This window comes from Agathobaculum sp. NTUH-O15-33 (assembly GCF_033193315.1).
Classification (GTDB): Bacteria; Bacillota; Clostridia; order Oscillospirales; family Butyricicoccaceae; genus Agathobaculum; species Agathobaculum faecihominis_A.
Genome location: NZ_CP136187.1, coordinates 575,501 through 593,186 on the forward strand (window position 1 = coordinate 575,501; position 17,686 = coordinate 593,186).

Below are 17,686 nucleotides of genomic sequence, written 5' to 3' on the forward strand. Positions count from 1 at the left end.
GACTTATGGCAGAAACAAAAGAAATTATTCTTGGAAGCGTGGCTGGCCCAATAGGCAAAAAGGGGAAGAGCCAATACGAGGCAGCCGTCGAGGGCGGTTACAGCGGCACTGAACAGCAATACGATCAAGCCGCCGCTGACATGCCGGAGCACATGGAGGACGCGGCAAAGCATTTCTCCACGGAGGATAGGGCGAAGCTGGCAAACGCGGTGGGTAAGCCGCTGGCGGCCACGGCCACGATCACGCCTACTTGGACGGGAAGCTATCCATATTCACAGACGATTTCCATTCCGGGTGTCACGGCGACGTGTACGGTGGACGTGCGGCTTGCGCCAGAGGCATCGGTACAGGCGGCACAGCAGTATCAGGTGCTAGGGCTGCAAGACGGCGGGCAGGCGGCGGGGAGTATTACGCTGCGGGCTTATGGAGCTCTGAATACGGTGGATATCCCGATCAGTGTGACGATTGGAGGGGATGGCTGATGAGTATCAATATTCCGGGGTCGGGAATCTGGGTGCCGGGGACGGATATGCTGGTTAATGGCGGGCTTTTGGTCAATCAGAGGCAGCAAACGTCGTACAGGGTGCCGCACAACACTTACACCGTAGATCGCTGGAAATCCAACTTGGACGCGCAGATCGATGTAGTAAGCGACGGTATTAAGGTGCATTCGTTGGGAAACGTATATGCAGGGATATGGCAGCACTCAGAAAATATGTATGTGCAATCGGGCGATACCTACACATTTAGCGTTGACTTCCCAGAAACGCCGGTACCGGGATGGTATATAGACTTACATATGGTACCGGTCACGGAGGGAAATCCGGGTGTTACGGCAAGTACTGTAGGCAAGAATCTACAGAAGGGCATCAACGCCGTCACGGCAACTGTGCCAAATGGCATTAATGGACTGTACTATTTTCGGGGATTTATCTGTAACGCCCTTGCGGAGGATACCGTCGCCCACATCCACCGCGCCAAGTTGGAACCCGGCCCCATCTCTACGCTGATGTATGACGCGCCGCCGGATATGGCAGTGGAGGAGGCGAGGTGTAAGAGGTATTTTGAAAGACTTGGTAATGCGCAGAGCGGAAAGCTGACGAATTGGACATACATTCCGCAAGGATCGGCACAAGCAATATTTTCTATTGCGTATTCCGCGAAACGAGTCGTTCCAACCGTTGCACTTAGCGCGCCAGATCAATACCGGGTGCTTTTACGTGAATCGGCGACGGGCAACATTTTTAGGGCACCAACAGTTATCGCCTTGGCCACAAACGAGGTTTCCAAAACAACTGCAACGGTCACTGCCGCAATCGGCACAACCGACCGACCAGCGCATGGCATGTTACAGCGAACAGATGTCGCAACATCTGCATGGATCAATATTGACGCAGAAATCCACTAAGGAGGAACCAAAATGCCAGAACAAGAACCCATCAAAGTCTACGTCAAAGTAGACGATCAAAACCGCATTACTGCCGTAGGCAGCAGCATCTTTATTACTGATCCCACCGGCTGGGTGCAGATCGATGAGGGCTACGGCGACCACTACGCCCACGCGCAGTCACAGTACTTTGATAGCCTGACCACCGGTGATGGCGTGTATAGGTACAAGCTGGAAGCCGATAAAGCCGTGGAGCGCAGTGCTGAGGAGATCGCAGCAGATGCGGCGGCGAAGCCTACACCCGCGCCCACCGCGCAGGAAGATGCGGACGCGCTGTTGGTAGACCATGAATACAGATTAACTTTGCTTGAATTGGGGGTATAAGAATGTTGTACAGAACTTTAAAGCGCATGATCGAACGCGGCCAGACCGTCGGGATGGCCGAAAAGTTGGATATCTTCTTTGCGGCGGACAAGATCAGCGAAGCGGAATACACGGAGCTGACCGGAATGATGGTGCAGGAGGTAAACCACAATGCATAAGGTGGAAAATGTAAAAATCTGGGGGGGGGGGGATAAAAACCCCTAATTACCCGTTAGGCGGTGGCTACTATGACTAACATACATGGTAGCGGTATGCCGACAAGCAATCCGAATTTGCTGGATAACCCGTGGTCTCAGATAAACCAGAGGGGGAAAACAGAGTACATTGGCAAGGTATACGGTGTCGACCGTTGGTTTGCACAAAACAATATGGAAAAGGTTGTCGTGCAAGACAGTTACGTTACGCTGGTTCCCGGAACTGATTATTCATCTTTTGCCCAACATATTGAAAGGTTTTCTGAATTGGCTAATAAGACGGTTACGCTATCTGCCATCGTGAGAGGTGTTGCGGGCCAATGTGTCGGCCTATATATTAATCCTTGGGATTATGGCGACGGTGTTTACTTAACCGGGGCGAATTGGCAGTTAATTAGTGTAACAATGAATTTGGCGAACTTGGCCAGATGCGAAATCGCAATATATGCAGACCGAAGCGGAAACAAAAACAGACTTGATGTGCGAGCCGTCAAGCTGGAACTCGGCCCTGCCTCTACCCTAGCCTATGACGCGCCGCCGAACTATCAACAGGAACTCGCGAAGTGTCAACGGTACTTTTATAGTACGCTGAATAACGACGGCGAACGCGGGGCGCTGTCCCGCGAAGCGTTTAATGTCAGTACGGCAAACATTTCCTACGGCTCAGGCGCTGAATTTCCGGTTGAAATGCGCACTGTACCAACAATTACGCTGTACTCAGGCGTTTCACGTACCGCTGGCAAGGTGGCGTATGGAACTGATGGCGCGGATTGCGTGGGACTTGCCGAAGCGCAGTTTGTGGGCAAAACTGGATTTCGCCAAATTCGTATATTAGACGACCCACACATGCCGGGTAATCAAGCATCGTTCCATTATACAGCCGACGCAGAAATCTACTAGGCCCACGCGGGCCGGGAAGGAAAATAATATGGACAACCGTATCCAGCAGATAAAAGAAAGGCTCCGAGCAACAACGCCCGGAGCATGGAAGGTATGGTTTTCGGATACCGAAAGATTCAGCCCTACAATGCCGGATGAAGATCCCTGCATTACGACTGAATCAGGAGACTATATCGCACAGACAACGTATGACGGTCTGTCAAGCACGTGTAGGCCAACGATGTACGCGGATGCGGAGTTTATTGCGCATGCGAAGGAGGATATTGAATATCTATTGGGCCTGTTAAAAATCTAGGGAAGCGAGGCACATACAGTGACGCAAAATACAGCAATATCCATCGGCCTGCTGATCGGGCTGATTGGCTGTTTTGTCGGTCTGACCGGGTGGCTATCCGCACGGGACAAACGCACCGGCGACGACCGCGAATGGCGCGGTGAGGTAAACGCAAAACTGGACGTGATCGTCGGCATTAAAACCGACGTAGAACGTCTGGAAAAGACAGTGAATTGCCATGGCGAACGACTGGCAAAGGTGGAAGCCAGCGCCACACAGGCACATAAACGGATTGATAGGCAGGAGGGTAAAGAATGAATATTAAAGTAAGAATTAAGAACCCCGTATTCTGGGTGCAGATTTTGGGTGGCGTATTGCTGACGGCGCTAGGCTATAACGCTATGCAGCCGCAGGACTTGACCACGTGGGCAGGACTTTGGGAGCTGCTAAAGGGCGTTGCGTTAAATCCGTATTTACTTGGCCTGTGCGTCTGGAATGCGTGGTCGGCGCTAAACGACCCCACAACCAGCGGCGTTACGGACAGCGACCGAGCCAAGGGCTACGACAAGCCCCTAGAGAGGTGATATTGTGAAAACCGTACTTATTATTTCCGGTCACGGCGGCACGCCATACGACCCCGGCGCGGGCGGCTGCGGCGAGGTTGAAGCCGTGCAGACGCGCGTAGTGGCGCAGATGATCTATGATGCAATGCGTAAGGTGGGCGGGTTGTGTCCTGTTCTATACGACACAAAAAAAGATGCATATAAGGTGCTGCGCGGGGGCGGCAGCTTGCCTCTGGTGGGCGTAGACTATGTGATTGAATGCCATCTGAACGCCTGCGTCAACGACGAGCGCGGCGACGGGCACACGACGGGAACCGAAGTGCTGGTACATACCAGCGAAAAGGGCGTGGCCGTGGAAGAAGCAATCGCGCGTCGAATCGCGGCGTTTGGTCTGAAAAATCGCGGTGTGAAGCGCCGGGGTGATCTTCTGGTGATGAACACCGTCAAGCGGCACGGCATCAGTCACGCGCTGATTGAATTTTGTTTTATCGACGACCGGGACGACATGAACGTTTTCTTGCCAAACCGTGAGAAGATCGCGCGGGCGGTTGTGGCTGGTGTATGTGAAGGATTTGGAATTGAATATGAGGAGGACACCGAAATGAGCACACAAGAAATGAAGAAGATGATCCGCGAGGAGATCGAAGCCTACATGGGCGAGCGGGAAGCAAAGCCCGTAAGCAAGTATGCGGAGGGCGCATGGGATAGGGCAACGAGAGCCGGGATCACGGACGGCACTATGCCGCGCGGGTTCTCCACGCGCGAGCAGGATATCGTACTGCTTGATCGATGCGGACTGATCGGGAAGTGAATATGACAAAAGCCCTCGCCAACCGCAATGGTCAGCGAGGGCTTTTTATTTAAGACATAGAAAAACCACCCTTAAACTTTGAGAGGTAGCAGGGTGGGACTTCTATTAAACTATACCATATTTTAACTTTAAGATATGGCCTCGGAATGTTTATGTGTTGTATTATAGCGCAACTGGTTTGCTTTGTCAAGGCCGGTCGGAAAACTTGTTGCTATTTTTTCGATCCTCTTGATGCTACGTGGCGATCATCCCACGATATCAGCGTCCAGCCTTTCCAGTGCATCGTTTTGTTTTTCTTCCGCGTTCCGGCCATAGAAGCTTTAACCATAATGATCCCGCTTGCGGCTTGCTTCGGCGTGCCGTCTATAATATCGGCATGCTCGCGGAAAAACCGGATTAGGTTAACGCACTCATATGTTTTTCCCTCCGGGGAGCGGATTACCCAACCTTTAGCGGTTGGCCATTTGTCGGGCGGCGTGTTGGCTACCAGTTTCGCTTGTTCTTTCTGTATTCGGGCTGCATGCCCGTATTCTATGGCTTGCCGTCTGCGTAATTCTGTAGCGCACGTCCGGCTGCATGTCTGCTTTTGGTCTGCTGGCGGGCAAGGAAATTCTTTGCCGCAGATCACGCAGACATTATAGTGCTGCCTAGCCAGTCCGGCACAACGGTACGAACAGTATTTGGCCCCGGCACGGCTAACGGGCTTTCCACAGTACAAGCAGCGGCTCATAACCACGCCCCCTTTTTATTTGACCAATTCACCGCAAACGTATTCTTCCATTGTTATACGCGTGCCTTCGGCCTGCATGTCCACATCGTAAAACGGCCACTGGTCGGACGGCGAAATCGAAACGCTACGAAATACGCGCGCAGGGGAGCAAACGCCATTCCGGCAATCGTGTTCCCACCAGAACAGGCGGTGCAATTCCATACTGCCCGCTGGTCGAAAACTAGATTCGTCGCCATTAAACATGTGCAGAATGGCGCGTTTTAGTATGGGCACATCATCATCTGAAAAACCTGTCTTTTCGGCAAGTTGCGGATGAATGCCGCCGTGAAACACGTAAACACCGCGATCTACAATGGACTTATTGCCGAATGTATCAGATGCACGCTTGTCGCCCGTTTCTTCCGCGTTAACGCTACGAGTTACTGCATAATCACGGAAAAACACAGGCGTAAGCGATTTTGCAAATGATATGGTCACTGGCCCACGCACGGGAACCGAAGCGTCGCCGGTACCCTTGAAGGCGAATACTTGGCCAAATGCGCGAACATCAAACCAATGTTGACAGCAGATATCTCGTATAGTATCTCTGCTCATTTTTTTATCAAAGCCCGGCGTGGTTTTTAGACGCATATCAAGGCTTTTGCATCCGTCATCGCTGCGTTCATTCGACTGTACGAAGATGCGCTGGCCGTCGTCTTGTAGCCGGTTGCGAATTTTGCGCTTGATGCAGACGGATGTTATTTCCCCCAAACCTTCGTAATCGGTGCGGGGGCGGTTGCCGTTCGTGGGGTCGCCGTTCGGGTTTGCGCCGTCTACAATGATAACACCCATGAAGTCAATTCGGTTCATTCCTGATCGTCCTCGTCTTCCATTACGCGGGTTACGGTGACCAACCCCAGCACATCGGCCATCATCAAACGGTCGTATTCCGCGCGACCGCCACGTGTTTCCCAATTTTCAATAGTGCGGAGCGGAATGGCGAAGCGTTCAGCAAATTTTGCTTGTGTCATTCCTACGGCTGCACGCATGTCTTTGATCGACATATGCGCGACATCCCAAATGTTTGTTAGGTCAGCAACAAACTGGTTGGCATCTTCGGGTGCCCACTCAGGGCACCCGACTTCACCAATAAACTGCTCCGCGCTTTCGCATTCCATTGCGTCGCGGATTAAATCGTAGTACTTTTTGTACGTCATTTTATACATTCCTTTCAGTCGTTGACTAAATCAAGGTTTGCGACATCGTAGCCGATGTCGTTTAGTACATCCTCTTCCGTGACCATTAGGCGAACGTCTAACAGCTCGCAAGCCTCTTCGATGGTCATGCTGTGATTTGTCATAATGGTTCCCAGAACCTCGCCGGTTAGCGTGTTAATTAGTTTCATGATAATACATCCTTTCAAAATTCCATTGCGAGAATCATTTCTGCGATCTTGACCTGATAGGTCAATTCGCCGCGCAGGTTAGCCTTGCGGGATTTCAGGTCTACGAAGCCATCCCCGCGTCGGCTGCCGCCGTTGATATACACGCGGTCAAAATTGCCCTTTGTCCAACGGGTCAGGGTGCGGGTGTAGCCGTCTGCGATCACGGTCATATTGTTTGTGAACTTCGTGGCGATGACGGTAATCTGTTGGGCAATGAACTTGGCCCGTTCCCACGCTCTCCGCAAGCATTCGCCAAAAGGAAGGTGGCAAAAATTGCGTTTGACACGCCAAGCGGCTTTCATGATTTCAGACATGTTATACTTTTTCATTTTGTTTGCCTCCGTTCCTTTACTGTGATTACATTATACCACTTGTTTGGTGGTACGTCAATAGGTGGTGCGTTATTTTGCGGCTAAAAGATGTACAAGTTTTAGATTGTTGTTTTGTGCATAATATCTCCCATTGACACAATCGAACGAATGTTCTATAATTAGCCCATGAGAGGTGATCCCATGGAGCAAAAGATGTATATTGATGTCCTAGCCCTATGGGCCAAAGACGGCAAGATAATCCCCAAGGCGATCAAGGTAGACGGCGAGCGCCACAAGATCGACCGCGTGATAAGCACTCGCCCGGCCTCGTCCCTAAAAACCGAGCAGGAAGGTATTCGCTATACCATTCAGATCGGACAGCGGCAGGACTTCTTATTTCGTGAAGGGGATAGGTGGTATCTTTCGGTGCGGCAGTCATAATATCGGTCGCTTTTTCCAGACTTCCTAAATATTACTCCTTGTTTATCACGCTTCACTGTTCCATAATTTAGATACGAACTATATTGAAAATTATGGGGGTGCGTTATGACAAAGAGATTTAGCAGCGCCGAGCTGGTGAAATGTGCGTATGCGTGCTATAAGGATGGAATAGTATGCGGACACGGATTTATGGGCACGGATTTTATGGAAAATACCGATCCGGAGATTAAGGACAAGTACATAAAGCTACCAATGCGGGACAGTTGGAAATTCCGCAATGCCATATCCGAAATCGTATACGACAACTTAAAGTTGTTACGTGCGTACTATAACGATCCGGGCGACAAGGATATAGAACAGCAGATAGAATCGTTGTTTAACATTCGTAAATTTGTAAAGAAGAAGCAACAGGAAAACATTGCCGATTGTACGATTAACCATGACGTGATATGATTTACAATATAGGTTAATTACAATAGGGGGTAAAGCATATGCAAAAACTGAAATTGTCCAACACGGAAGAATATTTGATGAATATATTCTGGGCGGAGAATGCTCCGCTTACAAGCGCCGATCTAGTGCGGTTATCAGAAGAAAAGGAGTGGAGCAGCGCCTATATCCATAGAATGCTTGCATCGCTGAAAACAAAAAAGTTTATAGCAACGTGCGGTGTGACACAGGAAGACAATCATTACTCACGGCTATTTAAGCCGTGTTTTAGCAAGGACGAGTATATAGTAAAAATTCTCAAGGAAAAGAACGTAGGCACAGCGTCTTTCGGTAAAATTGCAATGGGACTTGTGAAAAAAGCGACGGGTAAAAAGGCGGAGGAACAAAATAAAAAACTGGTAGCCGACCTTCAGGATATGATAGATCAGTTCAGGGGAAAGATTGAAGAAATCGAGGGCGGCAGTAATTCGGAATGAAAATAACCCTGTTTTCTTTTTTCTCAGCGATTTTTTGGAGTGGCATTTTAATTATTGCGATTTACTTTTTGCGAAAAACACAGTATAAGCGTTATTTTGGCATGTTTACGATCGTCCTGCTGTATTTGTTCTGCGCTGTCAGAATGTTCTTTCCGTTGGAATTTTCGCATGTGTATATCATCAACGACCAGACGGTATATCCGCAAATTTACAAGGCATTGACGAGCGATGGGGGATTCGGAACTGGCATATCCTTGCTTCGCGTTGTGGGTGCGGTGGAAATCAGCGTATTTGCCTTTTTATTAATACGTTATATCGCAAATTACCACAAGGCATTAAAAACCATTAAACGATATGCCGCATTAGTTCGCAGCGAGCGCACGCAAGACATATTGGGTGAGATAAAGCGTCTTACGAAGAAGAACCTTGACGTTTCTGTTCTTACTGTCAGCAATATTGATACGCCGTTTGGGTTTGGTATTTTCCGAAAAATGATATTGCTGCCTCGCAAAGACTATACGGATGAAGAATTGCGCTATATCCTGCTGCATGAATACACGCATCTTATTAATCGGGATATTCTGGTTAAGCTTCTGGTTTCGCTTTTCTGCATGTTTTTCTGGTGGTTTCCGGTATCCCATCTTCTTAAGCGGGACTTGGAACAAACTTTGGAGATTAAGTGCGATCTATCGGTTTCAAATCACTTGAACATGAGCGAGCGAGCCAGTTATCTACAAACGATCGTAAACACACTAAACAATAATAAATCGCAAAATACATTGCCATATGCCGCAACTGCTTTACTTGCTGGCCGCAAAAACACGAATATAGAGGTCAGAGAGCGCTTTAAAATGGTCACAAACTACGGTACGGGAAGGATTCGCCATGTAATAAACGTACTTATTGTATGCGTATTTGGCTTGCTGCTAATCTTGTCCTATTCCGTTATTTCACAACCTAGCTTTGAAGCGCCGGAAAGCACCGAGCCGGATGCAGTAGATTTCGACCCGTCGAACGCTTATATCCAACGCGAGGCGGACGGCTATTGGCTATATATTGACGACATTCCGCAGGTGCCCATAAAAGAGGATGAAGCGGAATTTTACCGCAATTTGGGGTTTACGATTATAGAAAGCGGGGATGAAAAGTGACCGCCACAGAACAGCGCTTGTTGCACCAACTGTTGCACCAATTCCCGAAAACCCGCATGGTGTCTAGCTTCGTGTCCTGCCTTACAAGCAGAGGGTCAGCGGTTCGAGCCCGTTAACTCCCACCATCAAAAAAAGACGCCTTGGGGCGTCTTTTTTGTTTTTGCAAGTGCAGAACAGACTGGGCTCATCATGAACCAACCGGTAGCGGGTCAGCGGTTCGAGCCCGTTAACTCCCACCATCAAAAAAGACGCCTTGGGGCGTCTTTTTTGTTTTGCAGGTGCAAAACAGACTGGGCTCATCATGAACCAACCGGCAGCGGGTCAGCGGTTCGAGCCCGTTAACTCCCACCATAAAAAAAGATGCCTTAGGGCGTCTTTTTTGTTTTTGCAAGTGCAGAACAGACTGGGCTCATCATGAACCAACCGGCAGCGGGTCAGTGGTTCGAGCCCGTTAACTCCCACCATCAAAAAAGACGCTTTGGGGCGTCTTTTTTTGTTTTTTATGGATACGGTGGGCCGGCGGGAGGAAACATTTACCGATTGCATAGATAGGCTATATATGGTACAATTTCCTCTAGAGGTGATATGTGTGAAATCCACGGGAATGGTTAGAAGAAGTGATGAGCTTGGGCGGATTGTGATACCGATGGAGCTGCGCCGTACATTGGATATAAAAATCAAGGACGCGCTGGAGATCTTTGTTGACGGGGAACTAATCGTTTTGCAGAAATACGAACCGGCCTGTATTTTTTGTGACAATGCAAGGGATGTTATCCGGTTTAAAGGGAAAAACGTGTGCCCGGACTGCTTGAAAGAGATGACCAATGTTAATGCATAAACCAAATCCCCGGAGCGCCTGTAGGCGCTCCGGGGATTTGTCAAAGAGGGAAAAAAGGGTGAATCGGGCCGTTCGCGATCAGTTTTGGCAACGCACTGAGTGGGATGCGTCAGCCTTGCGCGGTTTCGGCCTGTGCACGGTGCTTTAGGATGCGGCGGCCCAACAGGGTCGTCATGAAAATGCCCAAAAGAGACAGGCAGACCAGCAGGGCGAAAATGATCATATACGCCGTGGTGGGGTCGAAATGATCGATGATGGTGCCGAATACGGTATAGCCCCAAAGCTGCGGAGAATAACCGATAAAGGAGGCGACCGACATGGCGGCCGCGCCCATTTCAGCGGGAACGTTGGACTCGCCGATGGGCGCGAAGTACACGCCGCGTACCAAATAGCAGAACACGGAAATGATCATCAACACGATCATCGCCGGAATGACGAGGGTGGAGGTCTTGGGAATCAGGAGGGAAACGGCCAGCATGGCCGCCAGAATGATATAGCAGAAGCGCATCCAGTGCGCGCTGGTTTTAAACTTTTGATCCGCGAAAATGCCGGATACCGGGCCGGATATGAAGCGGACCACCGAGGTGTTGACCAAGCCGAAGATGCCGACCATGGCTGCGGGCAACAGATAAACGGACTGCAAATAAGGAACGAAGTAGGTGCTGACCGCGGTGAAGGTCGCGTAAACGCAGGAGGCGGCGATGCCGGTCATCCATATCTCCGGCATTTTCAGCGCCTTGATCAGACCGGAGAAGGCGATCTTGGTTTTGCCCGCGCCCGTCTTTACTTGGATCAAATTTTCTTCCGGCACGATGAACCAAACGAGAAGCGCGGATACCAGCGTGACCGCCGCGTTGAACACCATGGCGGCCTTGATGCCGAAGAACGTGCTGCCCAGAACCGTATAAAGGATGATGCAAACGCCGTTTTGCAGGAAATCCGCTAAGCCGCGGCCAAATTCCAGAAAGCCGAAGGCGGTCGCCTGTTTATCCTCTTTCGCGACTGCGCGCACGCTTTTGAGAACGGTTGCCCAGTAAAGCGGTTCGGTGAACAGACCGATGATGATGAAGCAAGGCAGCAGCAGCGCAAAATTGGTGGTGGGCGTGAGCGCGATAAACAGGCCCACCGCGCCGACGATCAGCGTATCGACGGTCAGTACCTTGCGCGCCGAGAAACGATCCTGAATCCAGCCCAGCGGCACGTTGCCGAAGGTGGACATAGCGCCGATGATTCCCATCAAAACGCCGAACTGCGCGTGCGAAACGCCGAGCGCATCGACGTAAGGATTGTATAGCACCTCGCGGATCGCGTTGAAGGAATAGATGATCTGGCTGTTTGCAACAATGATGATAAAGCGAATGAGTGTTTTCCGATCAAAGCCTAACCGGCTTAAAATGTTCATAAAAGGCATCCCCCTATATTGCCGCCTTACAGCGCGCCGCGGTAGTCTTCCACCAGTTTGCGCAGGCGCTCTCCCGTTTCTCGGGCGCGGGCTAGATACCCCGTATCCGTGGGATCGTTGCTGGAAACCTCTAAAACGATCGGATACTCATAAGGCGACTGCGCGACCAGCTTGGCAAAGCCGTCCCAGTCATACTTGCCCTCGAACGGCAGGCGGTGCTGGTCGCAGTGGGTCATTTTGATATCGTCCTCCCAGCAGTCCGGCGACTGAAGGCCGATGTTATCCGAGGTGTGGATGAAGAACATGCGGTCCACATAGCGCTTGGGCAATTCCAAGCAGTCGGTCTTGCTCGTGACCAGAGCGTGGCCGGTATCGCAGCAGTAGCCGAGGAAATCGCTGTCATACCGGTCAAAGAGCAGATCGAATTGATAGATCTGGTGCTCGTTCGGCGTGCCGAGCAGGTTTTCCACGCACAGCCGCACGCCGCGCGTTTTGCAGTAAAATTCCAGCTCGTCAAAGGATTTGCAGACCTGCGCGTAGTAGCGGTCGCGGAAGGACGGGTCTTCTTCAAACGCGCGGTAGGGCAGCTGCATGTGCAAAACGATCTCGGACGTGTCCAGCAAATACGCCATGTCCACGCGGTTTTTGATCAGCTCAACGCCAGCAATGCGGTTAAACTCGTTTTCCGAGGTGTAGTCGCGGCGGTTTTCGCGCTCCCAACGGTATTTGTACTTGCCGAGCACATTGGTGCGGTGGTGGCCTTCGGTGGCGTGGATGCCCTTCATTTTCAGGTTGTATTTTTTCATCCAGCCGCGGATTTGCAGCATCTCCATTACGGAGTAAGTGTACTCGCCATCCCAGTTGTGGCACCAGTGCACGTGGGAAAAGCCCGCGTCCGCGATCGCCTTGAGGCAATCCTCGATCTCGTAGATGTTTTGGCTCTCTCCGAGCCAATCGGTGTTGAATGCTAACATTGCAGCGACATCCTTTCTTGATTACAGTGAAGTTTTTTAACAGGGGCTTTGCTTGGATGTATTTAGCATACAGGCCGACGCGGCAATGCAAAATGGAAAAACTATAGAACAAAGGGGGAATAAAATAAGGGGCTGTAAAAAAACTGTTGCAAAACAGAAGAATACCCAAATGTCATTCTGAACGAAGTGAAGAATCTCGCGCGAACGCGCGGAATTTACGCTGGGAACGCGCGTTCGCGCGAGATTCTTCGTCGCTTCGCTTCTCAGAATGACAAAATTGGTAGCATTCTTCGCTTTGCAACAGTTTTCTATTCATTTGTAAGAACTTATTTTACAGCCCCTTATTTTATTGGGAAAAGTGGAAGGCGGCGGCTTGCGCCAGCGCTTCCGGGGTGTCGGCGGCGCGCTCGGCCGCTGACACATCCTCGAATAAATACGTCATTTTTGTGCGGATGTCGGCGGTGACCGGGAGGAAAATGGTATAATCCAGCATGTACATCGATCCGGTCAAAAACGCATTGTTATGAAATACCGCGTTCTCCGCGGCCGAAACAGAGGCCGGCAGGTGGTAGGTGGTCACACAATGGTTGACGGAGTTTTGACTATCCGCAAACGCAATGGTGAGGATTTCTTCGATGTCCTTTTGGTGGCGGCTGCCGGAATCGATGACATATACCATGGGGTGGGAAATGGTGATGGGCCGCCCGCCTTGCCGTACGGCGGGGAACAGAATGGGCACGTACTGCTCGATCACATCGTCCGCCAGCGCGCCGCATTCGATCATCACGTCGTACAGTGAATAGCTGGCGCCGAAATACACCGCTGCATCGCCGCTGGCGAACGCCTGATTGACGGCGACCCATTCCCATTCGGTCAGATCGGGCGGCAGCAGACCCTCCTGCGTCAGCGATTGATAAAAGCGGAGCATTTCCGCATAACGTTGTTCGTCAAAGGTGATGGAGCCGTCCGGCTTGCCCTCCAGCGCGCCATAGGCGCTGGCAAGCATATAGAAAAATTGGCCGTTCGGCGGGCGGTGCAGCAGGCCGTACCGAAAGCCGCCCTGCGCTTTCGCGGCGCGGGCGATATCGATCAGCGCCTCCATGGTAAACTCGCCGCGCGCGGTGCGTTCGGGCAGGGCCGAGGCTTCCGTCGCCGTGTAGCCCGCGGCGCGCAGCGCGTCCTTGTGGATAAAAACCATCTGCACATCCAGATCGATCGGCATGCCCCAATATTGCCCTTCGTATTCCACGCTGGACCAAACGGTGGGGAAGTACTCTTGCTGAAACAGCTCGCCGCGCAGCAGTTCGTCCATAGGGGCGATCACGCCGCCGTCCGCCAGCGCGCCGATGTATTCGTGACCGGTCGCAAACAGGTCGAGCCGTCCCTCCTCGTGCCGTTTTTCGCAAAGGGCCTGATACTCATCCCAGTCCGCGTCGCGGTATTTTTCTACTTGCAAGGCATAGGGACGGTCAGGGTGCCGCGCGTTAAAGGTCTGAACGGCTTGGTACAAATTCGTGTAGCGCGTATCCTCATAGCCCCAGTTTAAAATATTCAGCTCGGTGATCTGGGCCTGCCGCCCGGAACAGCCGCACAGCAACGTAAGGCAGGCCGCCAGCGCCAGCGCCGCCGCGTTTTTTGCTTTCATCGGATGATCCACCCCCATTAATTGCTTTTATTGTACAGGATGAGCGCGGATTTTGCAAACTGCTTGAGCGCTTGGGCTGCGCATGCTATAATAGCGGTAAACAATGCGTATGGGCGGAAGGGATATGAAGCTATGCGGACACGGTCGATTCGCGGCTATCTGATGCAGTCCCATCTGCGTATCTCGGCTATTTTGATCGCCGCTATTTTCGTGCTTTCCATTTCGGCCATGTTCCTTACCGTGCATTTACAAAGCGCGGGCCACGCGGCCGAAAATGCAGAGGTGCTGCGCCGGTCCGTCGAACGCTTTTGGGAAGCGTATGAACAGCAGGGCAAAACGCTAAACCGCAGCCAAAGCATCCGCATCTATTTGGCCTATGCCGCGCAGGGCGGCATGGAGGATGCGGAAACCGCGCCGCCCGAGCTGCCCGGCGGCGTGGCGCTCTATGATCTTGGTCGGCAGATCTACCCCACGACCCGCTATCCGGCCGCGCTGCCCGAAACCGCGCAGACGCGGCAAACCTTCGTGCATACCCTTTCAGAAACACAGATCGGTTACTTTACGCCGTTTTATAATTTTACAGGAAGCGAGGTGCTGGGCTACCTCTGCTTTCCTGTTCCGCTCGAAAGCCTGAGCCGTTCCGTGCGGCAGGCCATGCCCGAAACGGTGGGCTATCAGGTGTGCGACAGCGAGGGCCGGGTGCTGCTTGACGTGCAGCGGGGCTACCGCTATGTGCGTGAAGCGGCGCATGATACGCAGGGGACGGCCATGCCGTGCACCGCGTCGGTCGATATGGAAAGCGGCTACCAGTCGGTTCTGTTGTTGCTGCTGTGCCTGATCCCGATCAGCGTTTTTGTTTTCGCCGTCAGCGCGGTATTTTCCCGGCGCATCGCGGGGCGGCTGATCCAGCCGATCAACTCGCTCATCGCATCGATCAAGCGCAATGAGATGGGCGATCTGGGATATGTCAGCATTTATGAATCCGAATTAGAGGAAATCGACCTATTGTCCCGTTCGTACCAGTCGCTCATGGCGCGCATCGGCGAATTGATGGATAAAAACCAAAAGGAAAATTTGCTGCGCATCGAATCCGAACTCGATGTGCTGCAAGAAAAGATTAATCCGCACTTTTTGTTTAACACGCTGGAACTGATCAGCAGCCAAGCCATTTTGGAGGACGCCGATCAAACCGCCGTGCTGACGCAAAAGCTGGGCACGTTATTTCGCTATAACCTGCGCGCGCCCGATGTCATACCGCTAAAGCGCGAGCTGCAATATGCCAAAGACTATCTGTACCTACAAAACGTGCGCTTTAACCACTTGATCCGCTGCGCATACCGGGTGGACGACCGGTTGCTCCGGCAGCCGGTGCCTAAGCTGACGCTGCAGCCGCTGCTGGAAAACTGCTTTCAGCATGGCTTCGCGGACAGTTCAAACCAACCGCATCAAATTGACCTGACCATTTGCGCGCAGGCGGAGCTGCTGCGTATATGGATCGACGACGACGGCGCGGGCATGCCCCCTGAACAGCTTGCGCAGCTGGAAGCCGCGCTGCGGCAGGACGCGGAGAATTTCGCGCATTTCATTCAGCGGCGAGAGCATATCGGCTTGCGCAATGTACACGCGAGGCTTTGCTTGCAATACCATATCGGCAAAGCGATTTGGCTGTCGCGCAGCCCGCTTGGCGGCGTGCGGGTGGAGATATGCATCCCGCGCATGGAGGAGGAAAAAAGGAGGGGATGGCCCGTGCTGCGTGTGATCGTGGTGGACGACAATGATTTGATACGCAAAAGCATTATCAAGCGCGTGGATTGGGAAGGGCTGGGCCTTGTCTGCGTCGGCGAAGCCGCGGACGGGCACCGGGCTTATGAACTGATCGAGGAGCTGGAAGCCCTCTATTGTCATTACCGATGTAAAAATGCCGATCGCGGATGGATTTTATACCATCGGGCGCTGTCACAACAACTTTCCGGAAGTGCAGTTTATCATCATCAGCGGCTACGATGATTTTGTCTACGTCAAGCAGGCGATTCAGCTCAACGTGGTCAATTACATATTAAAGCCCATTGATTCGGACGAGCTGACCGAAACCCTGAAAAAAGCGCGCGATCAAGTATACCAATACCGGCGCGACCGGCAGGAACGGCAGCAAACACAGGTATACCGCAGGCATTATCAGGAGCAGCGGGTCGCAAACCTGTTCCAAAGGTTTTTTACCTATAAAATTGATTATATGGACCTGCAAGAGCAGCTTGATCAGGCTGGCTATCCGCTGCGCAATCCCTGCTGCGCCTGTGTGTGCATCAATTTTTGCGCGCCCGGCGGAGACAGCGCGCACACCCTTGCCACCGCCGCGACCGCGCAGCTTGAACAGGCGCTGGAAGCGCTATATCTTTTTAGCACCTGCAAGCTGCTGCATGTGTATAAAAATATCTATGCCGCGGTGTGTACCTACCGGGAGCGCGCCCCGCTTTCAGCGGCCGTGCGGGAAAAGACGTATCAGGCCATCGCGCAGGGGTTTCGGCTGGACGGGGAAACCAAGCTATGGCTTTCGTGGAGCGATACGTTGGAATGCGCGCAGCTGACGCAGGCGTATCAGCAGTGCTTGCAGCGGATGTTCAACCGCTTTACACAAACGGAGCAAACGGTGTTCGTCGGCCCGGCGCAGGGCGGGGCGAGCGTTGCGGGAGCCCTGACGCCGTTGCTTGACCGGCTGGAAATCGCGCTCGATCTGCATTTGAAGGGCGAGGGAAAAGCTGCGGTCCGCCAAATCGTCGCGCAAACCGCGCAGTCCCCGCGGCTGATCTTAGAGTATTTGCCGCGCGTTTTTCTCATGCTGGATGGAAAGGTGGACAACCGCTTATCGATTCGGGAATTTGATCCCTCGCTGCAAAAATACCATCTGCTTCGGTTTTATGATCTCCCCCAGATGGAAGAAACGCTATGCCGGCTTGTGGACAGCATTGTTTACCCGGCGGAAACGATCGATATCGGCGCTCAGGTGATCGCCTATATCGACAGATCCTTCACGCAGCAGCTGACGCTGCGCGAGCTGGGCGATCTGTTCCATGTCAACCATATTTATCTGGGGCAGCTCGTCAAGAAAAAGACGGGGATGCTGTTTAACGCTTACCTAAGCAGGCTGCGGTTGGAGCGAGCCAAGGAACTGATCGAGGCCGATCCCTCCATTGTGCTCAAGGACCTCTCCTACTCGCTCGGCTTTGCGGATTCGCACTATTTCACCAAGGTGTTCAAGCAAAACGTCGGTCTGACGCCAACCGAATACCGCGACCAAATGCTGCAAAACCATAGCCGTAAAGGGTGTGAATAAA

22 protein-coding genes are annotated in these 17,686 nt (G+C 52.1%); 15 read left to right on the forward strand and 7 right to left on the reverse strand.

Annotated features, from left to right (window positions below):
• Positions 1-5: 5 nt before the first annotated feature.
• From RWV98_RS03010 to RWV98_RS03045, 8 genes are all read left to right on the forward strand, one after another.
• The gene (locus tag RWV98_RS03010) at positions 6-482 is read left to right on the forward strand and encodes a hypothetical protein (RefSeq protein WP_317863686.1); all 477 of its coding nucleotides are present in this window, start codon (positions 6-8) and stop codon (positions 480-482) included.
• The gene (locus RWV98_RS03015; protein WP_317862435.1) at positions 482-1,408 is read left to right on the forward strand and encodes a hypothetical protein; all 927 of its coding nucleotides are present in this window, start codon (positions 482-484) and stop codon (positions 1,406-1,408) included. The genes RWV98_RS03010 and RWV98_RS03015 overlap by 1 nt, the downstream gene beginning before the upstream one ends.
• A 12-nt stretch (positions 1,409-1,420) precedes the next feature.
• The gene (locus RWV98_RS03020; protein WP_317863688.1) at positions 1,421-1,771 is read left to right on the forward strand and encodes a hypothetical protein; all 351 of its coding nucleotides are present in this window, start codon (positions 1,421-1,423) and stop codon (positions 1,769-1,771) included.
• 2 nt (positions 1,772-1,773) lie between these two features.
• A complete protein-coding gene (locus RWV98_RS03025) occupies positions 1,774-1,929 on the forward strand; it encodes a hypothetical protein (protein ID WP_317863690.1) in 156 nt (51 codons plus the stop codon).
• Positions 1,930-1,998: 69 nt separating this feature from the next.
• Entirely contained in the window at positions 1,999-2,865 is an 867-nt protein-coding gene (locus RWV98_RS03030) for a hypothetical protein (RefSeq protein ID WP_317862429.1), read from the forward strand.
• Positions 2,866-3,178: 313 nt separating this feature from the next.
• Positions 3,179-3,457 (forward strand): hypothetical protein, encoded by a 279-nt coding sequence (locus tag RWV98_RS03035; protein WP_317863691.1) that lies wholly within the window; start codon positions 3,179-3,181, stop codon positions 3,455-3,457.
• Positions 3,454-3,723 carry a phage holin gene (locus tag RWV98_RS03040; RefSeq protein ID WP_317863692.1) on the forward strand — a complete coding sequence of 90 codons (270 nt, stop codon included), beginning with the start codon at positions 3,454-3,456 and terminating at the stop codon, positions 3,721-3,723. The genes RWV98_RS03035 and RWV98_RS03040 overlap by 4 nt, the downstream gene beginning before the upstream one ends.
• Before the next feature lie 4 nt (positions 3,724-3,727).
• A complete protein-coding gene (locus RWV98_RS03045) occupies positions 3,728-4,513 on the forward strand; it encodes an N-acetylmuramoyl-L-alanine amidase (protein ID WP_317863694.1) in 786 nt (261 codons plus the stop codon).
• A 745-nt stretch (positions 4,514-5,258) separates the two neighbouring features.
• Here RWV98_RS03045 and cas7c read toward each other — a convergent pair.
• The 4 genes from cas7c to RWV98_RS03065 are packed head-to-tail and all read right to left on the reverse strand — an operon-like array spanning position 5,259 to position 6,995.
• Entirely contained in the window at positions 5,259-6,092 is an 834-nt protein-coding gene (cas7c, locus tag RWV98_RS03050; RefSeq protein ID WP_317863696.1) for a type I-C CRISPR-associated protein Cas7/Csd2, read from the reverse strand.
• Positions 6,089-6,439 carry a helix-turn-helix domain-containing protein gene (locus RWV98_RS03055; RefSeq protein WP_317863698.1) on the reverse strand — a complete coding sequence of 117 codons (351 nt, stop codon included), beginning with the start codon at positions 6,437-6,439 and terminating at the stop codon, positions 6,089-6,091. Before RWV98_RS03055 ends, cas7c begins: the two co-directional genes overlap by 4 nt.
• Positions 6,440-6,453: 14 nt before the next feature.
• Positions 6,454-6,627, reverse strand: a complete 174-nt coding sequence (locus RWV98_RS03060) for a hypothetical protein (protein WP_317863700.1) — start codon at positions 6,625-6,627, stop codon at positions 6,454-6,456.
• A gap of 14 nt (positions 6,628-6,641) precedes the next feature.
• On the reverse strand, positions 6,642-6,995 hold the full coding sequence (locus RWV98_RS03065) for a hypothetical protein (protein ID WP_317863702.1): 354 nt from the start codon (positions 6,993-6,995) through the stop codon (positions 6,642-6,644).
• 183 nt (positions 6,996-7,178) lie between these two features.
• On the opposite strand from RWV98_RS03065, the gene RWV98_RS03070 reads away from it, so the two are divergent.
• The 5 genes from RWV98_RS03070 to RWV98_RS03090 all read left to right on the forward strand — a co-directional run bounded on the left by RWV98_RS03070 (position 7,179) and on the right by RWV98_RS03090 (position 10,333).
• Positions 7,179-7,418 (forward strand): hypothetical protein, encoded by a 240-nt coding sequence (locus RWV98_RS03070; RefSeq protein ID WP_317863704.1) that lies wholly within the window; start codon positions 7,179-7,181, stop codon positions 7,416-7,418.
• 105 nt (positions 7,419-7,523) lie between these two features.
• Positions 7,524-7,871: a hypothetical protein gene (locus RWV98_RS03075; RefSeq protein WP_317863706.1), complete on the forward strand. Its 348-nt coding sequence runs from the start codon at positions 7,524-7,526 to the stop codon at positions 7,869-7,871.
• Positions 7,872-7,909: 38 nt separating this feature from the next.
• Entirely contained in the window at positions 7,910-8,344 is a 435-nt protein-coding gene (locus RWV98_RS03080) for a BlaI/MecI/CopY family transcriptional regulator (protein ID WP_317863708.1), read from the forward strand.
• Entirely contained in the window at positions 8,341-9,495 is a 1,155-nt protein-coding gene (locus tag RWV98_RS03085; protein WP_317863710.1) for a M56 family metallopeptidase, read from the forward strand. Before RWV98_RS03080 ends, RWV98_RS03085 begins: the two co-directional genes overlap by 4 nt.
• A 589-nt stretch (positions 9,496-10,084) precedes the next feature.
• Positions 10,085-10,333: an AbrB/MazE/SpoVT family DNA-binding domain-containing protein gene (locus RWV98_RS03090; RefSeq protein ID WP_280963100.1), complete on the forward strand. Its 249-nt coding sequence runs from the start codon at positions 10,085-10,087 to the stop codon at positions 10,331-10,333.
• A 109-nt stretch (positions 10,334-10,442) separates the two neighbouring features.
• On the opposite strand, the gene RWV98_RS03095 is transcribed toward RWV98_RS03090, so the two are convergent.
• From RWV98_RS03095 to RWV98_RS03105, 3 genes are all read right to left on the reverse strand, one after another.
• Positions 10,443-11,735: an MFS transporter gene (locus RWV98_RS03095; protein ID WP_317863712.1), complete on the reverse strand. Its 1,293-nt coding sequence runs from the start codon at positions 11,733-11,735 to the stop codon at positions 10,443-10,445.
• Between the two features lie 26 nt (positions 11,736-11,761).
• Complete coding sequence (locus tag RWV98_RS03100; RefSeq protein ID WP_317863714.1) at positions 11,762-12,709, reverse strand: sugar phosphate isomerase/epimerase family protein; 948 nt, start codon at positions 12,707-12,709, stop codon at positions 11,762-11,764.
• A gap of 346 nt (positions 12,710-13,055) precedes the next feature.
• Positions 13,056-14,354 carry an ABC transporter substrate-binding protein gene (locus tag RWV98_RS03105; RefSeq protein ID WP_317863716.1) on the reverse strand — a complete coding sequence of 433 codons (1,299 nt, stop codon included), beginning with the start codon at positions 14,352-14,354 and terminating at the stop codon, positions 13,056-13,058.
• Between the two features lie 132 nt (positions 14,355-14,486).
• Here RWV98_RS03105 and RWV98_RS03110 point away from each other — a divergent pair, with 132 nt between their 5' ends.
• On the forward strand, positions 14,487-16,361 hold the full coding sequence (locus RWV98_RS03110; RefSeq protein WP_317863718.1) for a histidine kinase: 1,875 nt from the start codon (positions 14,487-14,489) through the stop codon (positions 16,359-16,361).
• Complete coding sequence (locus tag RWV98_RS03115; RefSeq protein ID WP_317863720.1) at positions 16,273-17,685, forward strand: response regulator transcription factor; 1,413 nt, start codon at positions 16,273-16,275, stop codon at positions 17,683-17,685. Before RWV98_RS03110 ends, RWV98_RS03115 begins: the two co-directional genes overlap by 89 nt.
• Position 17,686 lies beyond the last annotated feature (1 nt).

Coding starts and splice junctions, on each gene's coding strand:
- RWV98_RS03115 (WP_317863720.1), top strand. CDS start 16,273: ATGCCGATCGCGGATGGATTTTATACCATCGGGCGCTGTCACAACAAC.
- RWV98_RS03020 (WP_317863688.1), top strand. CDS start 1,421: ATGCCAGAACAAGAACCCATCAAAGTCTACGTCAAAGTAGACGATCAA.
- RWV98_RS03060 (WP_317863700.1), bottom strand. CDS start 6,627: ATGAAACTAATTAACACGCTAACCGGCGAGGTTCTGGGAACCATTATG.
- RWV98_RS03080 (WP_317863708.1), top strand. CDS start 7,910: ATGCAAAAACTGAAATTGTCCAACACGGAAGAATATTTGATGAATATA.
- RWV98_RS03040 (WP_317863692.1), top strand. CDS start 3,454: ATGAATATTAAAGTAAGAATTAAGAACCCCGTATTCTGGGTGCAGATT.
- RWV98_RS03030 (WP_317862429.1), top strand. CDS start 1,999: ATGACTAACATACATGGTAGCGGTATGCCGACAAGCAATCCGAATTTG.
- RWV98_RS03110 (WP_317863718.1), top strand. CDS start 14,487: ATGCGGACACGGTCGATTCGCGGCTATCTGATGCAGTCCCATCTGCGT.
- RWV98_RS03075 (WP_317863706.1), top strand. CDS start 7,524: ATGACAAAGAGATTTAGCAGCGCCGAGCTGGTGAAATGTGCGTATGCG.
- RWV98_RS03015 (WP_317862435.1), top strand. CDS start 482: ATGAGTATCAATATTCCGGGGTCGGGAATCTGGGTGCCGGGGACGGAT.
- RWV98_RS03055 (WP_317863698.1), bottom strand. CDS start 6,439: ATGACGTACAAAAAGTACTACGATTTAATCCGCGACGCAATGGAATGC.
- RWV98_RS03100 (WP_317863714.1), bottom strand. CDS start 12,709: ATGTTAGCATTCAACACCGATTGGCTCGGAGAGAGCCAAAACATCTAC.
- RWV98_RS03025 (WP_317863690.1), top strand. CDS start 1,774: ATGTTGTACAGAACTTTAAAGCGCATGATCGAACGCGGCCAGACCGTC.
- cas7c (WP_317863696.1), bottom strand. CDS start 6,092: ATGAACCGAATTGACTTCATGGGTGTTATCATTGTAGACGGCGCAAAC.
- RWV98_RS03085 (WP_317863710.1), top strand. CDS start 8,341: ATGAAAATAACCCTGTTTTCTTTTTTCTCAGCGATTTTTTGGAGTGGC.
- RWV98_RS03065 (WP_317863702.1), bottom strand. CDS start 6,995: ATGAAAAAGTATAACATGTCTGAAATCATGAAAGCCGCTTGGCGTGTC.
- RWV98_RS03095 (WP_317863712.1), bottom strand. CDS start 11,735: ATGAACATTTTAAGCCGGTTAGGCTTTGATCGGAAAACACTCATTCGC.
- RWV98_RS03105 (WP_317863716.1), bottom strand. CDS start 14,354: ATGAAAGCAAAAAACGCGGCGGCGCTGGCGCTGGCGGCCTGCCTTACG.
- RWV98_RS03010 (WP_317863686.1), top strand. CDS start 6: ATGGCAGAAACAAAAGAAATTATTCTTGGAAGCGTGGCTGGCCCAATA.
- RWV98_RS03070 (WP_317863704.1), top strand. CDS start 7,179: ATGGAGCAAAAGATGTATATTGATGTCCTAGCCCTATGGGCCAAAGAC.